This is a genomic window from Sulfitobacter sp. JL08 (assembly GCF_003352045.1).
Taxonomy (GTDB): Bacteria; Pseudomonadota; Alphaproteobacteria; order Rhodobacterales; family Rhodobacteraceae; genus JL08.
The window spans coordinates 1500232-1525429 of sequence record NZ_CP025815.1 but is presented as its reverse complement, the minus strand read 5'-3'; the positions used below and the strand labels follow the sequence as shown (position 1 = coordinate 1525429).

Here is a 25198-nt window from a genome sequence, read left to right as displayed (position 1 = left end):
GACATGCCAGACAGACCGCAATGAACTCTCGCCTGAAATCCGCGATCCTGCTTGGCCCGGGGCTGGGCTGGCTGGCGCTGCTGATGGTGATCCCGTGCGGATTGATCTTTACCTATGCGTTCTTTGAACGGGGCGTGTACGGCGGCATTGATTATGTCTTTACCTTTGAAAATTTCAGCCGCGCGTTCGATCCGCTTTATATGGGGATTTTCCTGCAATCGGCGAAGATTGCCGGGCTGACCACACTGATTGCGATCCTGATCGCCTATCCGGCGGCCTATGCCATCACCCGCGCGCCGCGCCAGTGGCAGACCGTGTTGCTGATCCTTGTCATTCTGCCATTCTGGTCAAACTATCTGATCCGCACCTACGCGTGGATCGTGATGCTGAACCGCGAAGGCCTGATCAACAATTCGCTGATCGGGATCGGCGTAATCGATGACCCGCTGCCCCTGCTTTACAACAGTTTCGCCATCGTGGTCGGGCTGGTCTATAACTACACCCCGTTTGTCGTGCTGGCGATCTACGCATCGCTGAACCGGATCAATCGCGAAACCATCGAAGCCTCGCAGGATCTGGGGGCAACGGGCTGGACAACCTTTCGCCGGGTGATCCTGCCTCAGACCATTCCCGGCGTGGCAGCGGGCGGCGTGTTCGTTTTCGTATTGTCGATCGGCAATTTCATCACCCCCGATCTGCTGGGGGGCGGGCGGCTGCAAATGGTGGGCAACCTGATCTATGATCAGTTTCTAAGTGCACGCGACTGGCCCTTTGGCGCAGCGCTGTCGCTGTTCCTGATTGCGGTGATGATGGCGCTTTTGTTCACCCAGGCGGTACTGGCAAACCGCGCATCAGGCGATGCGGGGCGCAAGGATGGGTAACGGTCTGAAACTGCATCTGGGGCTGTTCTATGCGTTCCTCTACATTCCCATTCTGGTGCTGATGGTGCTTAGCTTTAACCGCGCGGGGCTGCCCACGGTCTGGACCGGATTTTCCTTTGAATGGTATGGTAAACTACTGGAATCCAAGGCGATCCTGTCGGCGGCGCGCAACACGCTGATCGTCGCCGTGGTGTCGACCGTGCTGGCCACGATCATCGGGACGTTGCTGGCGGTGGGTGTGGAAACCCGCAGGCAATCCGCCGCGCTGGATGCGATCCTGTTCGCGCCGATGATCATCCCCGATATCGTATTGGCGATTGCGCTGTTGTCGTTCTATTCGGCGCTGTCTGTCACGCTGGGCCTGCATTCCATCATTCTAAGCCACGTGGTGTTCAACATTGCCTTTGTGGTGGCTGTGGTGCGCACGCGGATGCGGAATTTCGATCATTCGATCCTTGAGGCCAGCGCCGATCTGGGGGCCAGCGAATTCACAACATTTCGCCGAGTGTTGCTGCCCGCGATCCTGCCGGGGGTCATTGCGGGGGCATTACTTTCTTTTACCCTTTCGATCGATGAATTCATCATCGCGTTTTTTACCGCCGGTCCGGGCACGTCATCAACCACGCTGCCGATGCAGATTTACGCCATGATCCGCTTTGGCGTCACACCCGAGATCAACGCCATGGCCACAATCGTGATGTTCGTATCGTTTGCATTGGTGTTTTTCGCCCAGCGGGCCGACCGCGAGGTATTCACCAGATGACCCATTCGATCCGCATCGAAAACATCACCAAACGCTATGGCAGCGTCACCGCCATCGACGATGTGTCGCTGGATATCAAAGACAACGAATTTTTCGCACTTCTGGGGCCATCTGGCTGTGGCAAGACCACATTGCTGCGCACATTGGCGGGGTTTGAAACGCCCCAGTCCGGTCGCGTTATCGTGGCGGGAAACGATGTGACCGACACCCCTGCCCGCAACCGTCCGCTGAATCTGATGTTTCAATCCTATGCGCTGTTCCCGCATATGAGCGTAGAAAAAAACATCGCTTACGGGCTGGAAATGGAACATCTGCCGCGGGCAGAAATTGCAACCCGCGTGGCCGACGTGCTGAACAGCGCGCAACTGGGCGCCTTTGCCAACCGCCGCCCCGACCAGCTGTCGGGCGGGCAACGCCAACGGGTGGCGCTGGCGCGCGCACTGGTCAAACGGCCCAAGGTGTTGCTGCTGGACGAGCCTTTGTCAGCGCTTGATAAAAAGCTGCGCGAGGAGATGCAGCTTGAACTGAAACGTCTGCAGGCAGAGGTGGGCATCACGTTTCTGATCGTCACCCACGATCAGGAAGAGGCATTGGTGATGGCTGATCGTGTGGCGGTTCTGAATGCCGGCAGGCTGGCTCAGGTCGGTACGCCACAGGACCTTTACGAACACCCCAATTCACATTTTGTCGCCGGGTTCATCGGGGTGATGAATTTTCTGGACGGAATAGCGTCGCCCGAAGGTGTTGAGGTGCCGAGCGCAGGCCTGATCCGCGGGGCAAGCGATGTGATCGGCGCGGCCTCGGTTGCGGTGCGCCCCGAACGGGTGATGCTGATGGACAGCGATCCGCAGGACGGGCGCAATACGGTGTCCGGCACCGTGTTCGATACCGCCTATCACGGCTCTGATCTGGCGGTGCATGTCCGGGTCTGCGACGGAAAACACGTGATCATCGCGCGGATGCAGGCGGGGCAGTTTGATCCCGCTTCCATTGCGACGGGCAAACAGGTTTACTGCGTCTGGGACGCAGCACATTCGCGCGTTCTGGCCCCCGCCTGACGCGAAGCAAGCCACACACTAAGGGAGACACCACATGGCACAGAAAACAATCGCATTTTTCCCCGAGGCCGCCTTTGGTCCGGCGCTGAATTCCGTTGGCATTGCGCAGGCCTGCGAAAAACTGGGCCACAAGGCCGTGTTCCTGAGCGATCCGGGCTTTGTCGAGGTCTACGCGGGCTACGGGTTCGAGGCGCATCCCGTCGCGCTGTCCGAACCGATGGAACCCGAAGCGATGGCAAAATTCTGGGAAGACTTCATCAACGGCCATATCCCCAATTTCCGCAAAAGCCCGATTGACCAGATCGACAACTATGTGCGCGACTGCTGGGAGGCAATTGTCGACAGTGCCAAGTGGGCGCAGAAGGATTTGCTCGGTGTGTTGGCAAAGATCAAGCCTGACATGATCTGTGTGGATAACGTGATCATGTTTCCTGCGATCAAGCAATTCGGAGTGCCGTGGGTACGCATCATTTCCTGTTCTGAAAACGAAATTCCAGACCCCAAAGTACCGCCGCACCTGTCGGGATGCGGGCAAAACGACACCGCCTGTCACAAGGCCTACGAGGCAAAATTCAACGCCGTGATCAAACCGATCCACGATGATTACAACGCCTTTCTGGCCGAGAACGGTGAAGATGCTTATCCCATCGGAGAGTTTTTCGAAGCCTCGCCCACGATGAACCTGCTGCTTTACCCCGAAGCGGCCAAGTTCGAACGCGAAAATCCGCTGGATCCGGCGCAGTTCCAGTATCTTGAGGGCTGCGTGCGCGATGAAGAAGCCTATGACGTGCCAAGCTTCAAGGCCAATAACGACAAGCCGCTTTTGTATGTTTCCTTTGGCTCGCTGGGGGCGGGCGATACGGATCTTCTGAAACGGATCATCAAGACAATCAGCACCCTTCCCTATCGCGCGCTGGTGAATGTCGGCGATTACATGGATGAATACAGCGACATTCCCGACAATGTGCACATCCAAAGCTGGTATCCCCAACCGTCTGTCATTCCGCAGGTTGATGCGGTGATCCATCATGGCGGCAACAATTCGTTTACCGAATGCCTGTATTTCGGCAAGCCTGCGATCATCATGCCCTATGTCTGGGACGGCCATGACAACGCCACGCGGGTGCAGGAAACCGGCCACGGCTTCGGCTTTCACCGCTATGACTGGACCGACGAACAACTGGCCGCAGCGCTGGAGACTTGCGTGAGTGATGAAGCTCTTAAATCCAAACTGGCCGCCACATCGGCGCAGATGCAATCCCAGCATGGCCCGACCAAGGCGGCGGGCATCCTTGATAGTATCCTGAAAGCCGGGGCATGAGCAGCGCGCCACATCTTTACGATGCCTCAAGCCGGACCGATCTGGTGGATTGGGGGGCGCAGCCCGACGCAATCGAGGGCGCGTCCCATTCCAGCGGAAGACTGGTGCATAAGGGGCCGGACAATCGCCCCGAAACCGGCATATGGGTCTGCACGCCGGGCACGTGGGCCTTGTCGATCCCGCGGGACGAGTTGTGCCATTTCGTGGCGGGTCGCGCGACCTATACCAAAGACGATGGTGAGGTGATCAAGATCACGCCGGGCACCGTTGTCCTGTTTCCCGCCGGCTGGACAGGCACCTGCACAGTGCATGACACCATGCGCAATATCTACATCCTGTTTTAGAAAGACACATCATGACCACCCCTGTTATGCACGATCCGCTGGCCCAGACCGACCTGGCCGATTGGGGCGAAATCCCCACCATGATCCAGGGCCATTCACACACCTCGGGCAAATTGCTGCACAAGGGCCCTGACGGCCAATCGGAATGCGGCCTGTGGGTCTGCACCCCCGGAAAGTGGGAATGTCACGTCACCCGTGACGAATTCTGCCATTTTCTGGAAGGGCGCTGTACCTATGTGCATGAAAGCGGCGAAGTGATTGAAATCAAACCGGATACGGCCGCGTTTTTCCCGCAGGACTGGAAAGGCGTCTGCACCGTGCACGAGACTGTCAAAAAGGTGTATATGATCCGCTAGGCGCGCGGGCGTTCAACAGAAGGGACATCATGTTCGATCCATCCATTGCCAGCTATTTCATCAATCCGGTGCATGTGGCGCTGTCAAGGAAAACCGTCAGCCTGATCAATCCGGCCACGCTGGACAAGGTTGGCGTTTACGGCGCGCCGGACGGCGCCCTGATCGACAGGATATTGACGCGGGTCAATGCCGCACAGGCGGGTTGGGCCGCGACTGATTGCAAATCGCGCGCCAAAGTGCTGCACCGGATTGCGGATGCCATCGAACATTCGGACATGACGCAGGTTGCCCGTCTGATGACGCTGGAAACCGGCAAACCCTATCCTGAATCCATTGGCGAGATTGCCAATATTCCGGCCGTATTCCGCTATTACGCGGAACTGGCGCGCCATGACGCGGGCAAGATCGCAGGACCGATGCAGCCGGGTTCGTTCCAGTATCAAACCTATGAACCCTATGGCGTGTCGGTTCATATCGTACCCTACAATTTCCCGCTGATCCTGGGCTGCTGGACGATTGCGGCATCGCTTGCTGCGGGCAATGGCGTGGTGCTGAAAGCATCGCCTGCCGGTACGCTGTGCACCATGGAATTCATGCAGTATTTCAGCGCCTTGCCCGACGATCTGATTGCCTGCCTGCCCGGTGACGGGGCCGTTGGAAAACACCTGATCGACAGCGAACTGACCCACGCCGTCGCCTTTACGGGGTCCGTGTCCACAGGGCGCGCCGTCGCCGTCGCCGCCGCGCAACAGATGAAACCGGCCGTGATCGAGGCGGGCGGCAGCGATCCGTGCATCATATCGTCCAATGCCGATATCGACGTCGCCGCCGCAGGCGTTGTCACGGCGGCGTTTCTGCAATCGGGGCAGGTCTGCACCTCGACCGAGCGGGTCTATGTGGTGGAAGATGTGCATGACCAGTTTGTTGCGGCTCTGGTGAAACGGGCACAGCAATTGCGTATCGGCAACGGGCTTGATGTGGCAGAAATCGGGCCCTTGGTATCCAAACCGGCCCGCGACAAGGTAACTGCGCTGGTGTCTGACGCTGTCCGCAAGGGTGCCAAAGTGGCACTGGGCGGACACATCCCGCCGAATATGGACAAGGGCTGGTTCTTCGAACCGACGATCCTGACAGAAATGAATGATGACATGACCCTTTTGCACGAAGAGGTGTTCGGCCCCGTTGTGTCAATCATCCGTGTCGCTGATTTTGACGAAGCGTTACGGCGCGCCAATGCGTCCGATTATGGCCTTGGGGCCTGTATCTTCACATCCGATCTGGACGAGGCGTTTCGCGGTGTGAATGAATTGAAGGCCGGAATGGTCTGGGTCAACAATCCGCTGGTCGACAATGATGCGCTTCCTTTTGGCGGCATGAAGAATTCGGGCCTTGGGCGGGCGTTGGGCGCGCAGGGTCTGGATGCGTTCCGTCAGCCCAAAATGGTGGTGATCGACCCCCGCGCGCGCGAGGCGGACTGGTGGTATCCCTACCCCGATGACTGGTTCTATTCGCCCACCGGCGACAAGGGGCGCAGCCACAGCTAGGGCACGCCGCCTATTCCTCGGCGATCAGGGTCATCAGTGTTTGCGCGGTTTTCGTGATCAGTGGCAAATGTGCTTGCAGGCCTTCCAGACTGATCCGGTGGGTCGGGGCGTGCACCGCCAGTGTCGCCAGCATCCGTCCACTGGGATCGCTGATCGGCACTGCGATGGCCACCATGGCGTCCATGAATTCTTCGTTATCGGTGGAATAGCCCCGTTCCTGCACCCGTTTGATCTCGGCCGCCAGATCATCGGGGTCTGTCAGGGTTTTTTCGGTTTGCGCGGTCAGCTTGGCCGACCGAATATAGGTGCGCAGATGTGACGGGCGCAGGGTGGACAGGTACATCTTGCCGCTGGCCGTGCAATGGAACGGCACGGTCGTGCCCACCGGCAGCTGGATGCGCAGCGGCCATTTGGTTTCCACCCGATCCAGATAGATCATGCAATCACGATCCGGCGTTGTGATATTACAGGTTTCGCCGATTTCCTCGGCCAGTGCCGTCAACACGGCCACCCGCGCCGTTCTGATCCGCAAGGACGACAGCACGTTGATCGAAAAGCGGCGCAGACGCGGCCCCGGACTGTAGGATTTTCCATCGATATCGCGTTGCAGAAAGCCTTCGCGCTCCATCGTGGCGAACAGGCGGTGCACCGTCGGTTTGGGCAGGCCGATCCTTGTGTTCACCTCGGTCGGGGTGATCGGCACGCCGGATTTCGCAACCTCTTCCAGCAGCAACAGCACCCGCAGATTTGTCGGGATGTTCCCTGTCGTGTCCGAGGTGTCGTCTGGCATGGGCCGTCCTTTAGATTTCGGGCACCAGCATCAACGCAAGCTGCGGCGTCAACGCCACGATGAACCAGGTGCCGATCAATGCGATCAGATAGGGCACCGTGTATTTCAAAAGCCGGAAATAGGGAACACCCGTCACACCCGAGGCGACATAAAGGTTCAGCCCGTAAGGCGGCGTAATAAACCCGATAGACGCGCCAACAAGGAAGATCACCGAGAAATGGATCGGATCAATGCCGACCGAGGCCGCAATCGGGGCCAGGATCGGGGCCAGAATGATGGTGACAGGCAGGGATTCAAGGATCATCCCCGACACGAACACGATCGCCATGGATGTGAACAAGACCGCGTAATAGCCGCCCATGCCGGTCACAAACGCGCCGATGACCTGCTGCGCACCCAGCAGCGACAGGTTTTGCTGCATCACCACCGACACCCCGATCAGCGGGGCCAGAATGCCGGTGATCTGGGCCGACCGGACAACGATGGAAGGCACCTGCGTCAGCGTAAAGCCTTCAACAACCAACATGTCGGAAAAGCCTTTTTCCTCGACCGGGGTGTTGGCATCGTTCTTCATCATCTTGTTGATCGGGTAGCAGATCATACCGACAATGATACAGAACCCCACCGTCACGCCTGCCGCTTCGGTCGGGGAAAACTTGCCCGTGTAAATGCCCCAAAGCACCAGCCCGATGGCGAAAAAGCCCAGCCATGCGCCGAACGCCGTTTTGACCACGCGGCTGACGCTTAGCCCGATCAGGTGGCCCCAGCCGTTCAGCGTACAGATGATAAACGCGGCGATCATCATCGCAGTAACCATCAAAGCGCCCGGGATGATGCCGGCGATGAACAGGTCGGAAATCGACAGGTTCATCAGGTAGCCATAGACGATAAAGATGATCGAGGGCGGAATGATGATGCCCACGGTGCCGCCCGCCGCTGCGGTGGCTGCGGAAAACCGTTCGTCATAGCCGCCCTTGACCATCTCGGGGTGCAACATGGACCCGATGGTGGCTGTTGTGGCTGAATTTGAACCGGAAATGGCCGCAAACAGTCCGCACGCGCCGATGGCCGCCATCGCCAGACCGCCGCGCAGCCAGCCCAGACAGGCATAGGCGAAATCGGATAATCGCTTGGCGATGCCCGACTGGTTGATCAGGTCGCCAGTCAGGATGAACAGCGGCATCGCCAGCAGGGCAAAGCCGTCGGTAAACACATCCGACAGGGCCGCGCCGATATTGTCCATCGTCTGGCCCAGCACAAATGTTGTACCCACGACCCAGTAGGCGATGATCAGAAAAACCGGCACCCCCAGCATGAACAGAAAGGTGACGCCCAAGGAAATCAGCGTGATCAGTGTACCGTCGGTCATTATGTGTCTCCTCCGATCACGGCCTGATTGATCAGCGGATTGCCGTTGCGGAAATTGGCAAGATCATCGGTCCAGTTTTCCAGAACGCGCCCCGCCATCAGAACAAAGGCCACCGGAACCAGCACCAGATACCACCACTGCATGAAATTGTCGGTGCCTGCCAAAATCTGGAAATTCGCAGCGGAATTGGCCGCGACGCGGGTCGAGGTGACGACTACGATAATACAAAAGCCCATCCACAAGACCGCATCCAGCGACAGGCACACCATCTGCATGGGGCGCGACATGGCACTGCGGAATTCGCTAAAGGCCAGATGGGTGCGCAGGCGGATATTATAGGAACACCCGAACCACGTCATGATCAGGAACAAAACCGGCGGCAGGGTCGTCGACCAAGGTGCCTGTTGGCTTAGAACGAACCTCCGGAACACTTCGACAAAGATGATCGCGGCGATCAGCAGATAGGAATAGACCATGATGCTGCGTTCCAGATGGCGATCGAAAAACGGCACGGCCCGGTAAAGCCGCATCATCAGATAGCCGCCGATCACGGTGCAGATTGTCCCGACGATCCATGCGCCTTCGGTTTTCAGTGCCGAACTGAGTGTCCATGAATCACCGCTGAACGCGGCTGTTACGATGCCCATCGCATCAGACCATATCGACATGATCTGTCCCCTCCTCCGTCAGGCCCAATCCCTGTCTTGATGCAGGATGTATCGGCCCGGTGTTGCGCATAACGTGCAGACACCGGCCCCGATTGCACAGGGCCGGTGTAGTAACCTTAGCGGGTGATCAGCCCTTCCACCACCGGCGCGGTTCGACGTTTTCCGCCTTCATGTCGAGCGGAATTTCACGCGCAATGTTGTAAATCTCTTGATAGGTATCGATGCCACCGGCCCAGCCGTTCAGACGCTCGCGCCACTGTTCCCACAGCTGCGGCTGGAATTCGGGCGAACACATCTCCTCGGCCATCTTGATTTCGCTGTCCGGAAGGAAGATCGGCTCTACATCGTTTTCCAAGAAGATCGTGCCCGGCAATTGCGGATTTGAGAAGCCTACCGTGTTGACCAGTGCAGCCTCGTTCGCGGCCTGAACATGGGTTTGCGCCCAGTAAGAAGATTCAAGAACCGCATCCTGCAGGTATCCGTCAAGGCTGTTGAACACCTTGGCCGACATCGATGTATGTTCGGTGCCACAGAAGAATTTGAGATCGACCGATTTGGACACAACCGGCGACATGTTGGCATAAGCAACAGCCGACGCCCATGTTTCCGCGCCATCGATCAGGCCCTGACGCAAGCCATCAAGGGTTTCTTCCCACGCGACCGGCACGGGGTTCAGGTTCAGCGCCTGCATCGCGATGCGGCCCAACTGGGTGCCGGTCACACGGTTTTTCGAACCGAACAGGTCTTCCAGTTTGGTGATCGGCTTGTCTTTCCAGCCCAGACCCATTTGCATGCCGCGCAGTTCCGCGTGGCTGAACAGGAACTTCAGGCCGTGCCGTTCTTCCAGCGGGTCGCGCAGAATACGCTGCGATTCGGGGCTGTAGAGGAAATGGTACTGCGCCGCACGGCTGGGGAACATATAGGCATAATCCAGCACGTTCAGATAAGGCGCGCCACCGGCCGAGTTCTGGGTAGAGGCCGCATAGATGTCGACAACGCCCAGTTGGGTCTTTTCAACACAGGACAACTGGCCGCAAATCTGGTTGTCGCCGATGAACTCGATCCGAATTTCGCCGTCAGTGCGCGCCTCAAGATCGCGGGCAAATTCCAGCGCCCCTGCCCGTTCAATCAACAGGTTACGTGCGTTGAACCCGGCCGCGCCGAATTTCAGATTGAACTTTGCCGGCTTGGAAAAACGCCGCTCGTATGTGGATTCTGCCGCGCGCGCCAGGCTGCCGATGCTCATCGCGCCACCGAATGCACCCGCTGCCAACAAGGTCGAGCTCATCCCGTATTGCCCCGCCAGCTTGAACAGATCACGCCGTGAAATCTGGCTCAGTTTATTGCCTACACCCATTTTGGTTCCTCCCTTATGGTGCCGATTGTCTATTATTGAGACTATTAGTTTCAAAAAAGGGTAGATTGTTTATTTCGTTTTGCATAGTGTTTTTTTACGAAACTTACCGGAGGGGCGGACTTGAGGGCGGATTACATCATTGTCGGGGCTGGGTCGGCCGGATGCGTTCTGGCCAACCGCCTGAGCGAGAACCCCAGGAACAAGGTTATTCTGCTGGAAGCGGGCGGGCGCGATCTGAACCCGTGGATTCACATTCCGGTCGGCTATTTCAAGACCATGCACAACCCGTCCGTTGACTGGTGTTACCGGACCGAACCCGATCCGGGGCTGAACGGGCGTTCGATCGACTGGCCTCGCGGCAAGGTTCTGGGCGGATCATCTTCTTTGAACGGGCTGCTTTACGTACGTGGACAGGCGCAGGATTATGACCGCTGGCGCCAGATGGGAAATACCGGCTGGGGCTGGGACGATGTGCTGCCCCTGTTCAAACGTGCGGAAAAAAACGAACGCGGCGCCGATGCGTTTCACGGTGATGAAGGCCCCCTTTCTGTGTCCAACATGCGCATCCAGCGCCCGATCTGTGATGCATGGGTCGCGGCAGCGCAGGCGGCTGGATATCCGTTCAATCCAGATTACAACGGCGCTGAACAGGAAGGGGTGGGATATTTCCAACTGACCACCCGTAACGGGCGGCGTTGCAGCGCGGCCGTGGCCTATCTGAACCCGGCGCGCGGGCGTGAAAACCTGCGGATCATTACAAAGGCGCAGGTGCAGCGCGTGGAACTGGAGGGGAGCAAAGCCACCGGCGTGACCTATCGTGATGCATCCGGCCAGATCCGGACGGTCAATGCGGACCGCGAAGTCATATTGTCCGGGGGCTCCATCGGATCACCACAAATCCTCATGCTGTCCGGCATCGGACCTGCCGTGCACCTCAAAGAGAACGGCGTCGAGGTGAAACACGATCTGGGCGGCGTCGGGCGGAACCTGCAAGACCACCTGCAGGCGCGTCTTGTGTTCAAATGCAACGAACCCACGTTGAATGACGAAGTGCGCAGTCTGGTAAGTCAGGCCAAGATCGCGCTGAAATATGCATTGTTCAGGGCCGGCCCTATGACGATGGCCGCCAGCCTCGCCACAGGCTTCCTGAAGACACGCGAAGATCTGGAAACACCGGATATCCAGTTCCATGTGCAACCGTGGTCTGCCGACAGCCCCGGCGAAGGGGTGCATCCGTTTTCGGCCTTTACCATGTCGGTCTGCCAGTTGCGCCCCGAAAGCCGCGGTGAAATCCGCCTGAATGGTCCCGACCCCGTAACCTATCCCAAAATCATCCCGAATTATCTGGCCACGCAAACAGATTGCCAGACAATCGTGAACGGTGTGAATATCGCCCGAAAGATCGCGCGCCACGCACCGTTAACCTCGAAAATCTCGCACGAGTTCCGGCCCGATGCCGCGCTGGATATGGACGATTATGACGGCACGCTGGACTGGGCGCGCAGCAATTCGACATCGATCTATCACCCCACCGGCACCTGCAAGATGGGCAGCGGCAAGGATGCGGTTGTAGACGACAGGCTGCGGGTGCACGGCATAAAGGGGCTGCGGGTGGCCGATTGTGCGATCATGCCGGAAATCGTGTCGGGCAACACAAATGCCCCTGCGATCATGATCGGCGAAAAAGCCAGCGATATCCTGCAGTCTCTCGCCTGACCCGGGTTGCGCTATCCGTTCAGCGTGGCCACATGGGCGGCGAATTCAGGCCGCGCCATCAGCGCCTTGCAGCGGGCAAAGCGGCCATCGGCGTAGGCACGGAAATCTTCGGCAGGGTTCTCATTGGCCAGCTGGATCAGCCCCCACAACGTCCAAAGCAGATCGCACATCGCCTTGTAGATCACCATGCGCGCATGATCGTTCGCGGGCACCTGCCCGTCAAAATAGGCCGACAGCAACGCGCCGTCCTGCGCATCGTTCAATCCGGCCTCGACCGACAGATCGCCCAGATCCCACATCGGATCGTTCATGCCGGAATATTCCCAATCCACGATCCACATGCGCGCGCCGGTATCCAGAAAGTTTTCGCACAGCGGGTCGCAGTGGCAGGCCACGCGCGGCGCGGGGTTTCTGGCCAGCGCGGCACGGATGGTTTCGGCCTCGGCCACCACGTCGTGATAGCCGTCCGGCAGATCAACATCCTTGGTCGACAGCAGGCCCAGATAATCATCAATCATCGCGAACAGTTCAAAGTCCGCCTGGAACACGGCGCCGGACTGATGCAGATCACGCAGCGCTATGGCGGCGCGACCGACAACGGCATGGCTGCCGTCCGTGGCGGCCTGCGCAAACAAATCGGGCGTCATCGTTGTGGCCCCGTCAATGAACCGCGTGACCATAAGACCGCTGTCAGGATCGGCGTAAACCAGTTCGGGCGACACACCCGCGTCTGCGGCCGCCTGGGCGGCCACCGCTTCGGCCTTGCGATCAATGTATTCTTCGGTGCCTTCGCCGGGAACGCGCAGGCAATAGTCGCCCACACGGTACACAACATTGGTCAGCCCGCCCATCCGTTCCACGGGACCGTCATGGCCCTGAAGCTGCGGAATTTTGTTCATCAAAGCCTTCAGATCGGTCATGGGTCCCCCGAATTGTGCATTCTTCATTTGATATTTGTCGCGCGATGGAATTGGATTGGCAAGCCGACAGATCGGATCACATAACACGGGGGCAGGCATGACGGGCAAACATGACGGGCATCTGGGCGCGGTTTACGATGCGCAAACCCCCGAAGATGTGGCGGCACTTTATGATGGCTGGGCCGAAACCTATGACGCGGAAATGTCGGTTGCGGGGTATCGTCATCCGTCGGTCGCGCTGTCGCTGCTGACGCGGTTTCTGCCCAAGGGGGAAACACCGCTGCTGGATGCCGGTGCAGGCACGGGGCTGATGGGCGAATGGCTTGGCATTGTCGGTTATCCGCAGGTGGACGGTCTGGATATTTCCGAAGGCATGTTGGCGCGCGCCGCTCAAAAAGGCCACTACCGCGCCCTGCACAAGCTGGCACTGGGGGGTATTTTACCCTTCGAGGACGAAGCCTATGCCGGGATCGTTTCGACCGGCGTGTTCACCACCGGCCATGTCGGGGCCGAGGCGCTGGATGAGCTGATCCGCATCTGCGCCATCGGCGGGGTGATCGTGATCACCGTCAAGGATACATTGTGGAACGGCGGCTTCCAATTGCGGATAGATGAACTGGTGGGCAACGGCCAGATCGAAATGCTGGACGAAACCGCGCCCTATGCATCGATGCCGGGTGAGGTCGGCACCATCCCCAGCCGGGCCATCGCATTTCGCGTGCTTTAGGCACGGATGCGGGTGCCCTCCGGATCGTAGAACGAGCGCAATCCGATCTGCGCCGGCAGGGTTTCCCCGGCCACAATCAATGCATAATCGCCCGCTTGCAGTGCATCATCGCTGGTGTCATCCGCGCGCACGTAGCCGTAGCCGATACTTTTGCCCACCGTGTAGCCATATCCGCCCGAGGTCAGATACCCGACCGGCTTGCCGTTTCGCAGGATGGTTTCACGCCCCAGCAGGACTGCATCGGGATCATCCAGCGTAAACCCGACAAATCGTTTGCCCAGCGGTTCGCCCGCTGCCGCGCTCAAAGCCTCGCGGCCCAGAAACGGCGTGTTGCCCTTCATCTTGACGGCCCACCCCAGACCGGCCTGAAATGGCGTGTCATTTGGTGTGATATCGGATGACCACGCACGATAGCCTTTTTCCAGCCTCAGGCTTTCCAGCGCGCGGTATCCAACAGGGCGTATACCCTGCCCCGCTGCCATCAGCACATCGTAAACCGCACCCGTTGCCGCGATCGGGATATGCAGTTCCCACCCCAGTTCGCCCACATAGGTGACGCGCAGCGCCCGCACTTTGTGGCCGGCAATGTCCAGATCACGCACATGCCCGAACGGAAAGGCGCTGTTTGACACATCATCAGATGTCACGGCGGCCAACACATCGCGTGCCTTTGGCCCCATCAAGGACAGCGTGCCCCAGTCTTCTGTCACATCTTGCAGGTTGACGTCACCCGCAGGGATATGATCGGCGATCCAGCCCAGATCATGGGTGCGAAACCCGGTGCCGGTCACGATATAGAACCTGCCTTGGGCGATGCGCGCCACCGTCAGATCGCATTCGATCCCGCCACGCGAGTTCAGCAATTGGGTATAGGTCAGCCGCCCGACCGGTTTGCTGACGTTGTTGGCACAGACCCAATCCAGCGCGGCCTGTGCATCGCTGCCCGACACCTCGTATTTGGCGAACGAGGATTGATCGAAGACGCCGACAGAATTGCGCACATGGGCATGTTCCTGCCCCACCGCGTCAAACCAGTTCTGGCGGCCCATCGAATAGACATCTTGCGGCGCCATACCGTCCGGGGCGAACCAGTTTGGCCGTTCCCAGCCAAGTTTCGATCCGAACACCGCGTTTTGCCGTTTCAGACGCTCATATAGCGGCGACAGGATGCGCGGGCGGCCTGATGTGTATTCTTCATGCGGAAAACCGATGGTGTAGTGTTTGCCATAGGCCTCAAGCGTGCGGTCGCAAACCCATTTGCGGTCTTTGTGCATGTCCGAAAACCGGCGGATGTCGACCACCCACAAATCAAGCGGTGCCTCGCCCGTCATGGCCCATTCGGCCAGCACCCAACCGGCTCCGCCCCCTGATGCGATGCCAAAGGCGTTGAACCCGGCGCCGACAAACATGTTGGCGCATTCCGGTGCCCGCCCCAGAATGAAATTGCCATCCGGCGTAAAGCTTTCCGATCCGTTGATCATCTGTTTTACGCCGGTTTGCGTCAGCACCGGAATACGTTCGATCGCCTGTTCCAGATGCTGGGCGAAATGATCATAGTCATCGTCAAACAGGCCGAATTCCCAGTCATCAGGCACGTCACCGCCGAACTCGTCCAGCACCCAGGGTTGCGGGTCTGGTTCGTATCCGCCCATGACCAGCCCGCCGACCTCTTCCTTGAAGTAGGTGCGCCGGTCAGGGTCGCGCAGTGTGGCGGCATCCGGTGACAGACCGTCAATCGCTTCGGTGATGATGTACTGATGTTTTACCGGTTGCAGCGGCACGGTGATGCCCGCCATTGCGCCAACCTTGCGCGCCCATTGACCGGCGCAGTTGACCACGCGATCACATTTGATCGTCCCCTGACTGGTTTGCACCCCGGTGATCCGGTCGCCGTCCATGTCAAATCCGGTCACACGCACCCCTTCATGCAGTTTCGCGCCATGCATGCGCGCGCCCTTGGCCAGGCTTTGGGTGATGTCGGACGGGTTGGCCTGCCCGTCAGTCGGCAACCAGCTTGCGCCCACCAGATCGCTGACATCCATCAGCGGCCACATCTTTTTCACCTCGTCCGGGCAAATCAGGTGCATGTCCATGCCGAACGATCCCGCCGTGGTGGCCAGACGTTTGTATTCGGTCCAGCGATCCGGATTTGTGGCCAGCCGCAAACATCCGGTCATCTTCCAGCCGGTATCAAGACCGGTTTCCGCATCAAGCTGCTTGTACAGATCGACCGAGTATTTCAGCACCTTGGTGATCGACGCGGAAGACCGCAACTGCCCCACCAGCCCCGCCGCATGCCATGTTGAACCCGACGTCAGTTTGCCCTGCTCCAGCAGGACGACATCGGCCTTGTGATCGCGGGCAAGGTGATAGGCCGTGGAACATCCGATGATGCCACCACCGATAACAACAACCTGTGCGTGACTGGGAAGGGTCATGATACGTCTTTTCCATATAATGAAGAATACCGGTCGCGCGCCGCGGCCAGCCGTTCCAGATTTTCGTGCGCATAGGCGACATAATCAACGCCCGGTGCGTTCAGGTGCAGTTCCGATACCATGGCCCACATCGCTTCACGCAATAGCGATGCGCATTGCATGGCGTCAAAGGCCCGCACCATCGCCCGGTCAGGGGTGGCCCCGAAATAGTGCGTCAGCAATTCCTGCGCGGCCTCGGGTTCCATTTCAGAATTCGAGGCCACACCGGCCAGATCGAACATCGGCGTGGAATAGCCGGCATATTCGTAATCAATCAGCCACAGGCGCGTATCGTCTTCCAGAATGTTGGCGGGCAGCAGATCATTGTGGGCAAACACGATGGGCAATGGCACCTGCGCTGCTTCCAACTGCCCTGAAAGCTCCAGATAGCCGGGCAAGTCAGCGGCGAAACGGCTGTTGCCGTTAGCCAGCGTCCGCGCATAATCGCGAATGACGTGGAACACCCAGAAGAAATAGGCGGTGCCTGATACATTTGCGGCCATCGTGTTGTGAAAGCGTTTCAACAGGTCGGCCACCCGCGCGGGATCGCGGCGCATGTCTGCCGCGTCCCAGGTGCGCGATTGCACAAAGCCAGTTACCATCACACCCTGTGCCGCATATTCAACCGCAGGGGAAAACCCTGCTGCATGGGCGGCGCGCGTGCTCATCAACTCTCGGGCGCGGTCCACATGGTGGACCGGGTAATCAGCGCCAAAGCGTACCACGTGATCGCCCGCATCATCCGTGATCTTCCAGATTTCATTGGACAGCCCGCCTTCCAATGGCGCACCAGACGGCGGTCCGGACCAGCAGGGCAATTCCAGAATTTTGTCAGGTAGTGTCATGATGTCCGTCCTCCAGCCCCAGCCGCGCCCGCGCCCGCTGTGCGCCCGCCTGAATTAGGCGATCGGCGATGATGGCAATGAACGCCACCGCAAATCCGGCAACAAGGCCCCGTCCCGCATCGGCCTTGGTCAGGGCGATATAGACCTCCTGCCCCAGATCGCGGGTACCGACCAGCGCGGTGATCACCAGCATCGACAGGGCAAACATGATGGTCTGGTTCAACCCCAGCAGGATTTCGGGCAGCGCCAGTTTCAGTTTGATCCGCGTCAGGATCTGCCATTCGGTGCAGCCCATCGCGCGCCCTGCCTCGATCAGGCGGGCATCGACGCCCTGCAATCCCAATGCCGTATACCGGATTGCAGGTGCGATTGCATAGGCAACGACCGCAATCATCGCGGTGAAATCGCCGACGCGGAACAGCATGACAGCGGGCATCAGATACACGAAAGACGGAAGCGTTTGCAGCGTATCTATCGCCACCTTGACCCCAACCCAAAGCCGTTCCTTTTCGGCCGCCAGAACACCGATGGGCAGGCCGATCAGCATGGCAAAAACAACCGAAATGCCGCAAAGATAAACGGTGATCATCGCCTTTTCCCACAATCCGGTCACGGCGATCAGAATGGTCAGACACGCCACCAGCAGCGCAAGGCGCGCACCGCCCAGCCGCCAGCCGACAAAGCCCAGCAGGCCCGCCACCCCCAGCCATGGCAAGCCCACCAGAAACCGCTTGGTCGGGATCAGCACGTTCAGCAGCAGGGTGTTCTTGATCGCTTCAAGCGTGTCAAAATAATTGACGTTGATCCAAGTAACAACGCGCGACCAGAAATCGCCGGTGGATATGGCCCATGCATCGGGATAGGTTTGCAAGGCGGGGCTAAGAAACGCGGCAACAAAGGTCAGCGCCAGTAGAACCAGCGCCCATTTCAGATATCCGGACGGCGCATCGACACCGGTATACTGCGCCGCCGCCTGGCTTAGCCGATCCAGCGCGATGGCCAAGGCGACAATGGCAAACCCCGCCTCAAGCCCGGCGCCGAAATCCAGCCGCCGCAAAGACGCCAGCACATCAAAGCCAAGGCCCCCCGCCCCGATCATCGACGCGATGATGACCATGTTCAGCGACAGCATGATCACCTGATTGACCCCAACCATCAGCCCGTCCTTGGCTGATGGGACCATCACCCGCCACGTCATCTGACGGCGCGAACATCCTACCATATGGCCAAGATCACGAATTTCGCCCGGAACCCGGCCCAGTGCCAGCATGGTGATGCGTGTCATCGGTGGCATGGCATAGATCACTGTGGCCACAATGGCCGCCGTGGGGCCGAACCCGAACAGGATCAGGATCGGCACCAGATAGGCAAAAACCGGAATGGTCTGCATCAGATCCAGCACCGGTTGCAGCGCCCGCGCCAGCCAGCGCCAACGATAGGCCGCAAGCCCCAGCATCAGGCCGCCCGCAACTCCGATGGGCACCGCGATCATAATAGACGCCAGCGTGACCATCGCCGATGTCCACTGGCCGAATACGGCGATGAACAGGAAACACCCCGCCGCCAGCAGCGCCAGCGACCATCCGCCAAGCCGGTGTCCGATCAACCCGACAAAGGCGATCAACCCGACCCAGGACAGCGGCGGCAGGTTCACCGCCTCGATCCCGCCCGACAAGACGCCCGCCACCGCCTGATAGGGGATGTCCACCAGCGTGGACAGGAACCGCGTCAGGTCGCGAAACGTGAAAAGGCCGAAACTGGCGTCATTCAGCAGCCATTTGGTGAAATCGGAAATCCAGCGCGCGGCGGGAACAACCCACTTCTTGGGGTATTCAAACGCCCATGGCAGCAGTGTCGGGCCCCATGTCATAAGCGCGACAAATGCCAGCAGAACCGCGCCCCAAAGGGCCAGACCGCGCCAGAGTGGCGGGCTATCGACGGTGTCGGCCATCATCCCGCCAACATCAGATCAATCACCGCATCACGGCGCAACTGGCCCAGCGTTTTGCCGTTCGCATCTGTGACGCGCAAAAGGCTGGCGCCGGACAGGAAAAGCGGTGCCGCCTCGGATATTGTGGCGCGGGCGGAAACCGATGCATCCGGTGTCTCTGCTCCGGCCGGTTCCATCACGGATGTCACGCGCACTACCTTTGCGCGCGGCACCGCCTGTGAAAACTCGCGCACGTAATCTGTGGCAGGGTTCAGAACGATCTGTTCGGGCGTGTCCGCCTGCACCACGATGCCGTCCTTCATGATGGCAATACGGTCGGCAAGGCGGATTGCTTCGTCAAAATCGTGGGTGATGAACACGATGGTCTTTTTCAGCGTGCCCTGAAGGCGCAGGAATTCATCCTGCATTTCACGCCGGATCAACGGATCCAGCGCAGAAAACGGCTCGTCCAGAAACCATAACTCGGGATCAGCGGCCAGACTGCGGGCAATGCCGACGCGCTGTTGCTGTCCGCCGGACAACTGGCGGGGATAGGCCGCCTCGCGCCCTTCCAACCCGACAAGCGCGATCATACGGCGCGCGCGGTCTTCGCGTTCGGCGCGTGAAATGCCCTGAATTTCCAAGGGAAAGGCCACGTTGTCCAGAACGGACAAATGCGGCAGCAGGGCAAAATGCTGAAACACCATGCCCATCTTGTGCCGCCGCAACTGCGTCATCTCTTCCTGAGAGGCGCTGAGCAGGTTTTGCCCGTGAAACAGGATTTCGCCCGCCGTGGGTTCGATCAGGCGCGAAAGGCAGCGCACAAGAGTGGATTTGCCCGATCCCGACAGACCCATGATCACAAAAATTTCGCCCGTGTGCACGGCCAGATCAACGGCACGCACCGCCGGAACAAGGCCCGCGCCCTGCAATTGTTCAAGGCTTGCGTCAGGTCCGAAATCGGCAAGAATGTCGGCCGCCCGCGCGCCAAACAGTTTCCAGACATTGCGACATTCTAGCATGGGGGCGTCAGGCCGGTTCTGGTCGGCCCTGGTGGTATTGGTCAATGCGGTCTCCGGCGCAGGCAGGTTGCCGCCCGTACAAAACGGGCGGCATGGTTTGCATCAGATCAGGTCAACTCAGATCAGTTTGCGATCCAGTCTTTCCAGCGGCTTTCATTGGCTGCCATCCAGTCGGCCACGACACCTTCGACAGTGCCGCCGTCCAGATCGACAGCCGTGATCATCGCACCCATTTCATCATTGTTGATGTTGAACTTTTCAACGGCCATCTTGGCGCCGGCCCATTTGTCGGCCAGTCCCGACCATGCCACTTTCCAGATATCGCCAAAGGGTTTGCCGCAATCATAGGCCATATCCGGGTTCAGGCCGACTGACGGATCGTTGTAGCATTCGGCCGAATAGACCGGGAATTCAACCCATTCGCCTTCGTATTTGGCCGGGGCCCAGTGCGGGGCATAGACCCACAGCAGAACCGGGGCTTCGCGCTGAACCGCGCTTTCCAGCTCGGCAAACAGGGCCGCATCGGTGCCCGCATGGATCACCTCGAACGGCAGATCAAGCGCTTCGACGCGTTCATCGTCAAACCCGCCCCATGTCACGGGGCCGCCCAGATACCGGCCCTTGGGCGCGGTTTCGGCGGTGGAAAAGGCTTCGGCGCAGGCCGGGTCTTTCAACGCCTCCCAATTGGGCAGGCCGGGGCAGCGTTCGGCCATATAGGCGGGATACCACCATTCTTCCTTGGCCTGCATTCCGGTTGGCCCAAGGTTCACCACATTGCCGGTGGCGGTGGCCGCGTCCATCGCTTCACGGCCTGTGGTCTCCCAGATTTCCATTGCGATGTGCAGATCACCTGATTCAAGGCCCGCAAACTGCGCCAGATAATCGGCCTGCACGTATTCTACGTTATATCCGGCCTCTTTCAGCACCGATCCCATCAACTGGGTTGTGATCAACTGGCCGGTCCAGTCGTGCAATGTCAGCTTGATCGGATCGCTGGATTCCTGCGCCTGCGCGGGCAGCGACAGGGCCAGTGCAGACGCCACAACTGCGGCGCGCATCAGCGATACTGGTTTCAAATTGTTATTCATGGTCAGACCCCCTGAGAAATATATAACGGGCGTGCGCGCACGGATTTTTTCCGGCTTTTGTCTGTGAATTTCGCACACCCTTGCTAAAGCCTGCCGCGCGAGGGGCGCTTGAGTCAATCAAACAATGGATTTTTTGTTTGATTCCGGACCAATGGGAGAATGCAGCGGGCTGGCGCGCCTTGCAAAACCGGTATCAGCTGTCTTTGTTCTGGTCTTCCAGAAGACGCGAGTGTTTGCGCATCTCGGTCAGAATCTGGCCGAACGTTTCGATCCCGCGCGCTTCGAGAATGGTAATCATGCGCACCAGAACGGCGGCCGTCGCCTCGGCGTCACCCATGGCGGTGTGGCGTTTATCGTCTTGGATCGTGACATTCAGCCGCTCACACAGCGCATCCAGCGTATGGGTGGCCGAACCGCCAAAGACGACAGCCGACAACAGCACCGTGTCGAGCACCGGATGATCAAACGCTAAACCGTTTGCACGTCCGGTCTGATGCAGAAACGCCATGTCAAAGGGCGCGTTGTGCGCCACCATCACCGCATCCCGTGCAAACACGTGAAAATCCGCGCAAACCCGCGCAAAATCGGGCGCATCGGCGACCATGTCATCACTGATATGATGCACCTTGGTCGAGGCGGGCGGGATCGGCATGGACGGGTTTACCAGAGTGTCAAACACCTCGCCCGGGATCGGCTTGCAATTGACGATGCGCAGCGCACCCAGTTGCACAACGCGGTCTGTGTCGGGTCGCAGGCCGGTGGTTTCACTGTCAAAGACCACAAAGGTCAGATCGCGCAGTCTGGTTTGTTTGAGATCGTTGGATACGGCGCGGTCCAGCAGATCGAAATCATAACACAGCGGGCGTTCGGCATCCGGATCCATCGGTTCCAGCATCAAAGTATAACCGTCCTGCGCGCCGAATTTGCGAATATGGCCGGTATAGGTCTGGCCCGACAATCCGGTCAGGACAACGGGCATGCGCGCCCGGTTCTCCGCATCAAGCGTGCGCAGGGCCTGCGCAACCCCGTCCTGATCCAGATATTCAAAGATCGAAGCATTGAGCCTTGGCGGTGCTTCGGCTTCCAAAAGCGCGGCGGCCTGACCGTCATAAAGAACGATCCGGTGATCGGCGCGCGCCACGATCACGGCAGTCGGAATGTCCGACAGGATTTTCAGCAGTTGCTGTTTTTCACGTTCCAGCCGCGCGGTGCGTTCGGCCACGGTTTCTTCGGCGGTGCGGCTGCTTTCACTTAGTTTCTGGTGCACCGCCGCTGCCGCAGGGGCCAGATCGCCCAGATAGCGCGCGGCAGAACGATCAATCGCTGCGCCGATATCCGCCTGTGCACCGACCCGAAGGCTGGCGGCCAGCGCCTCGATCGGTTTGGCGACGTTTTCATCGAACAAAAGCCAGATAAACACCGCAAGCGCCACAAGGCCGAACCCGGCGGCGACCGCAGAGGTGACAAAGGATGAAAAGCCATCGGTATCACCCAGTTGACGGTATCCCAGCCACAACGCGCCCAATACAACAGCTACGCCGCCCAGTGCACTGAGACAAAAGAACAAAAAGACTCGAATCCGCAGGCTCAAGTCCTTCATGTCACACCTCCTTGCAGGCTGCCGTCAGGATCGGATCGCCCGCGGGCAAATCGATCCATTGTGCGTTCAGCACGGCCCCGTCTGCGCCGAATTCGACGCCGTCGACGATGTCGGCCTGTTTGCCGGCGGCGCAGTCATAAAGCATCGGCACTATGGCCATGCGCGCCCAACGGCCATGCAATACCAGTTGTACAATACGTTGGTCGGGCTGTTGCGGGTGGGTCTGAATGGTGGCCCGATCCACAGCGACAAAGCGGTTGATATAGGGTTTGATATAGGTCCAAGGACGATAGAAGACTTTTTCTTCAAAGGTTTGCGCCACGATTATGCCCTCGGGCATGGTGCCGGCTGTGCGCGCATACCAGCCGTATTCGCTGGTGATGGCGGCGATCATCATCGCACCTCCGGCAGCGACCGGCATCAGCCAGGATGGCAGGCGGCCTTTCAGCGCGCGATTGATGGCCCAAACCAACAGGGCCGCCGTCGCACCGGCCATGAATGTGCCGATCAGTTCAAAAAACATGGTGCCGTTCCCCTCCTCCCGGGTGTGGCGCGGGGGTTCCTACCCCAGAATGCCCCGCCCTTGCATTAATGCAGATTGCATTGTCTTGATCACGACAAAAGCGTCGCGCAGGTGACTGCGTTCGAAATCAGACAGCGATGCGGGCGGCAGGAAATTATCCGGAGCCTTGCCCTGCTTGATCAGTCTGGCCTGATGTTCCAGACGGGTCTGCGCCACCAGATCATAGGCATCCAGCAAATCGCGCCCGCCGCTCTGGCTGATAATCTCGGCGCCCAGTGCCTCCTCGACACGGGCACGCGTGTTCACAACCACCAACCGTCCCTGAAGCGCATACATCCGCCCCAGATCAACAACCGGCACGACGCCGTTCAGCTTGGTATCAATCGTATTGCGGTGCTCGCCCGACCGGATCGTGGCAAAGCCGCGCAACAATCCAAGCGGGGTGGCATGGGTCAGTGCGTTGCTGGCCATATGGGCGGTAAAGATGGAATTGGACGATGCGGCGCGCAGTGTGTCGGTCTGCAAATCGGCAAACAGGCTAAAATCTCCGCCGATGGGGCGCAGATCGAACATCACGCTGGCAAGCATCTGCGCCTCTTTGCTGGGCTGGGCAATCCAGCCCTTGAAATAGTCGCGCCAGACCTTTGCGGGCTGGCACCAGCGCGGGTTGGTCGCCATCATGTCACCGGGACAATAGACATATCCGCACGCGTCCAACCCGTCGCTGACAAATTGCGCGAACGGGCCGAACCACGCTTGCGTTTCCTTATCGATTCCGTCTTCCAGGATCAGGCAATTGTCCTGATCGGACACGCCCGTCTGTTCCTGCCGCCCCTGTGATCCACAGGCCAGCCACAGATAGCGCGCCGGTGCGGGGCCGAATTTTTCTTCGCCCAGAGCCAGCAGACGGCGTGTGACGACATCGGCCACGTCAGTGATCATACGCGTCACCACATCATGGCGGTGCCCCGCTGCAACCAGTTGCACCAGCAGGTTGGGAATGCGGGCGGTGATACCCGACAGATCGTCCACCGTCGTGGCGCGCGCGGCATCCGCAACCAGACTGGCCGTGCTTGAGGCCTGAAACCGCGTCAGATCGGTTTGCGTGACAATACCCACCAAACGGCCCGCCGAGACAATCGGCAAGTGACCCAGCCGGTGTTCCATCATCATATGCAACACATCCGACCCGATGGCCGAAGGCGACAACACACGCGGATCGGGTGTCATGATCTTGCGCACCGGCGTGTCAAGCGGCAGCGCCTCGGCCAGCGCCTTGCCGGTCAGATCGCGCACCGTCAGGATACCTACAAGCGTGTCACCTTCGGTGACGCACAGGCAGGAAATGCGGTGATCGCGTATGGCCTGGGCGGCTTCAATCAGCGTTGTATCGGGTGTGCACGTCACCGGATCGGGGATCATCAGTGTTTCAACGCGCACATTGGTCAGATCAAACTTGCGGTCAGCGGATGCGCGGGCACCGGTGCGGTTCCGATCAAAAAACTGTCGGAACGGTTCCTGTTCGGCGCGCAGGCTGTCAAACAGCGCGGCGGGCAGACACAACAGCCGGGCATCCTCGACCGCTTTTGCCGACGTGGCCGCCAGACCGTCGCGCAGCAAACCGCGTTCGCCAAAAGAATTACCCCGTTCCAGCATCGACACCTGAACGCCGTTGGCGTCGGTGGCGGCGATTTTACCGCTGGCAATAATGTAAAGACAGGCAAGCTGATCGCCCAAGGCATAGACAGCTTCGTTCTTGCCGACATCGCGCCATTCTACCTGTTTTGCCACTTTGTCCAGTACAGCTGCCGGAAACGCGCTGTAGGGATGCAGGTTGGATAAAAAGGCAAGCGCGTCGTCGTGCATGGGGCAGTTCCCGAAAAATGAGTGTCCCTGCCC

22 protein-coding genes are annotated in these 25198 nt (G+C 59.2%); 9 read left to right on the top strand and 13 right to left on the bottom strand.

The annotated features are described in order from the left end of the window. Positions 1-20 precede the first annotated feature (20 nt). The 7 genes from C1J05_RS07580 to C1J05_RS07550 are packed head-to-tail and all read left to right on the top strand — an operon-like array spanning position 21 to position 6267. Positions 21-881: an ABC transporter permease gene (locus C1J05_RS07580; protein ID WP_114869717.1), complete on the top strand. Its 861-nt coding sequence runs from the start codon at positions 21-23 to the stop codon at positions 879-881. Further along, positions 874-1644 carry an ABC transporter permease gene (locus tag C1J05_RS07575; RefSeq protein ID WP_205389170.1) on the top strand — a complete coding sequence of 257 codons (771 nt, stop codon included), beginning with the start codon at positions 874-876 and terminating at the stop codon, positions 1642-1644. The genes C1J05_RS07580 and C1J05_RS07575 overlap by 8 nt, the downstream gene beginning before the upstream one ends. After that, the gene (locus C1J05_RS07570) at positions 1641-2702 is read left to right on the top strand and encodes an ABC transporter ATP-binding protein (protein ID WP_114869715.1); all 1062 of its coding nucleotides are present in this window, start codon (positions 1641-1643) and stop codon (positions 2700-2702) included. Before C1J05_RS07575 ends, C1J05_RS07570 begins: the two co-directional genes overlap by 4 nt. A gap of 34 nt (positions 2703-2736) precedes the next feature. Further along, positions 2737-4023 (top strand): nucleotide disphospho-sugar-binding domain-containing protein, encoded by a 1287-nt coding sequence (locus C1J05_RS07565; RefSeq protein ID WP_114869714.1) that lies wholly within the window; start codon positions 2737-2739, stop codon positions 4021-4023. Next, a complete protein-coding gene (locus C1J05_RS07560; protein WP_114869713.1) occupies positions 4020-4367 on the top strand; it encodes a cupin domain-containing protein in 348 nt (115 codons plus the stop codon). Before C1J05_RS07565 ends, C1J05_RS07560 begins: the two co-directional genes overlap by 4 nt. Before the next feature lie 11 nt (positions 4368-4378). Continuing rightward, positions 4379-4723, top strand: coding sequence for a cupin domain-containing protein (locus tag C1J05_RS07555; protein WP_114869712.1), 345 nt, complete (start codon positions 4379-4381; stop codon positions 4721-4723). Positions 4724-4752: 29 nt separating this feature from the next. Further along, the gene (locus C1J05_RS07550; protein WP_114869711.1) at positions 4753-6267 is read left to right on the top strand and encodes an aldehyde dehydrogenase family protein; all 1515 of its coding nucleotides are present in this window, start codon (positions 4753-4755) and stop codon (positions 6265-6267) included. A 10-nt stretch (positions 6268-6277) separates the two neighbouring features. On the opposite strand, the gene C1J05_RS07545 is transcribed toward C1J05_RS07550, so the two are convergent. The 4 genes from C1J05_RS07545 to C1J05_RS07530 form a co-directional block, all read right to left on the bottom strand. Further along, positions 6278-7057, bottom strand: coding sequence for an IclR family transcriptional regulator (locus tag C1J05_RS07545; RefSeq protein ID WP_114869710.1), 780 nt, complete (start codon positions 7055-7057; stop codon positions 6278-6280). A gap of 10 nt (positions 7058-7067) precedes the next feature. Beyond that, entirely contained in the window at positions 7068-8426 is a 1359-nt protein-coding gene (locus C1J05_RS07540; RefSeq protein ID WP_114869709.1) for a TRAP transporter large permease, read from the bottom strand. Then, positions 8426-9094 (bottom strand): TRAP transporter small permease, encoded by a 669-nt coding sequence (locus C1J05_RS07535; RefSeq protein WP_114869708.1) that lies wholly within the window; start codon positions 9092-9094, stop codon positions 8426-8428. The genes C1J05_RS07540 and C1J05_RS07535 overlap by 1 nt, the downstream gene beginning before the upstream one ends. A 127-nt stretch (positions 9095-9221) precedes the next feature. Next, positions 9222-10451, bottom strand: a complete 1230-nt coding sequence (locus tag C1J05_RS07530) for a TRAP transporter substrate-binding protein (protein WP_114869707.1) — start codon at positions 10449-10451, stop codon at positions 9222-9224. Between the two features lie 120 nt (positions 10452-10571). Here C1J05_RS07530 and C1J05_RS07525 point away from each other — a divergent pair, with 120 nt between their 5' ends. Beyond that, positions 10572-12167 (top strand): GMC family oxidoreductase, encoded by a 1596-nt coding sequence (locus tag C1J05_RS07525; protein ID WP_114869706.1) that lies wholly within the window; start codon positions 10572-10574, stop codon positions 12165-12167. Positions 12168-12178: 11 nt separating this feature from the next. Here the strand turns inward: C1J05_RS07525 and C1J05_RS07520 are convergent, their stop codons facing one another. After that, positions 12179-13087: a phosphotransferase family protein gene (locus tag C1J05_RS07520; RefSeq protein WP_114872187.1), complete on the bottom strand. Its 909-nt coding sequence runs from the start codon at positions 13085-13087 to the stop codon at positions 12179-12181. 97 nt (positions 13088-13184) lie between these two features. Here C1J05_RS07520 and C1J05_RS07515 point away from each other — a divergent pair, with 97 nt between their 5' ends. Further along, the gene (locus C1J05_RS07515; protein WP_114869705.1) at positions 13185-13814 is read left to right on the top strand and encodes a class I SAM-dependent DNA methyltransferase; all 630 of its coding nucleotides are present in this window, start codon (positions 13185-13187) and stop codon (positions 13812-13814) included. Here C1J05_RS07515 and C1J05_RS07510 read toward each other — a convergent pair. The 8 genes from C1J05_RS07510 to C1J05_RS07475 all read right to left on the bottom strand — a co-directional run bounded on the left by C1J05_RS07510 (position 13811) and on the right by C1J05_RS07475 (position 25165). Continuing rightward, positions 13811-16252 carry a GcvT family protein gene (locus tag C1J05_RS07510; RefSeq protein ID WP_114869704.1) on the bottom strand — a complete coding sequence of 814 codons (2442 nt, stop codon included), beginning with the start codon at positions 16250-16252 and terminating at the stop codon, positions 13811-13813. The two genes, C1J05_RS07515 and C1J05_RS07510, sit on opposite strands and share 4 nt — an antisense overlap. Further along, a complete protein-coding gene (locus C1J05_RS07505; protein ID WP_114869703.1) occupies positions 16249-17136 on the bottom strand; it encodes a choline kinase family protein in 888 nt (295 codons plus the stop codon). Before C1J05_RS07505 ends, C1J05_RS07510 begins: the two co-directional genes overlap by 4 nt. Further along, on the bottom strand, positions 17123-19090 hold the full coding sequence (locus C1J05_RS07500) for an ABC transporter permease (protein WP_254684739.1): 1968 nt from the start codon (positions 19088-19090) through the stop codon (positions 17123-17125). The genes C1J05_RS07505 and C1J05_RS07500 overlap by 14 nt, the downstream gene beginning before the upstream one ends. Then, entirely contained in the window at positions 19087-20088 is a 1002-nt protein-coding gene (locus C1J05_RS07495; protein ID WP_114872185.1) for a quaternary amine ABC transporter ATP-binding protein, read from the bottom strand. Before C1J05_RS07495 ends, C1J05_RS07500 begins: the two co-directional genes overlap by 4 nt. A gap of 122 nt (positions 20089-20210) precedes the next feature. Beyond that, positions 20211-21176, bottom strand: coding sequence for an ABC transporter substrate-binding protein (locus C1J05_RS07490; RefSeq protein WP_114872184.1), 966 nt, complete (start codon positions 21174-21176; stop codon positions 20211-20213). Between the two features lie 193 nt (positions 21177-21369). Then, complete coding sequence (locus tag C1J05_RS07485; RefSeq protein ID WP_114869702.1) at positions 21370-22776, bottom strand: 3'-5' exonuclease; 1407 nt, start codon at positions 22774-22776, stop codon at positions 21370-21372. A 1-nt stretch (position 22777) separates the two neighbouring features. Continuing rightward, the gene (locus C1J05_RS07480) at positions 22778-23299 is read right to left on the bottom strand and encodes a hypothetical protein (RefSeq protein ID WP_114869701.1); all 522 of its coding nucleotides are present in this window, start codon (positions 23297-23299) and stop codon (positions 22778-22780) included. A gap of 39 nt (positions 23300-23338) precedes the next feature. Beyond that, positions 23339-25165 carry a DUF294 nucleotidyltransferase-like domain-containing protein gene (locus tag C1J05_RS07475; protein WP_114869700.1) on the bottom strand — a complete coding sequence of 609 codons (1827 nt, stop codon included), beginning with the start codon at positions 25163-25165 and terminating at the stop codon, positions 23339-23341. Positions 25166-25198 lie beyond the last annotated feature (33 nt).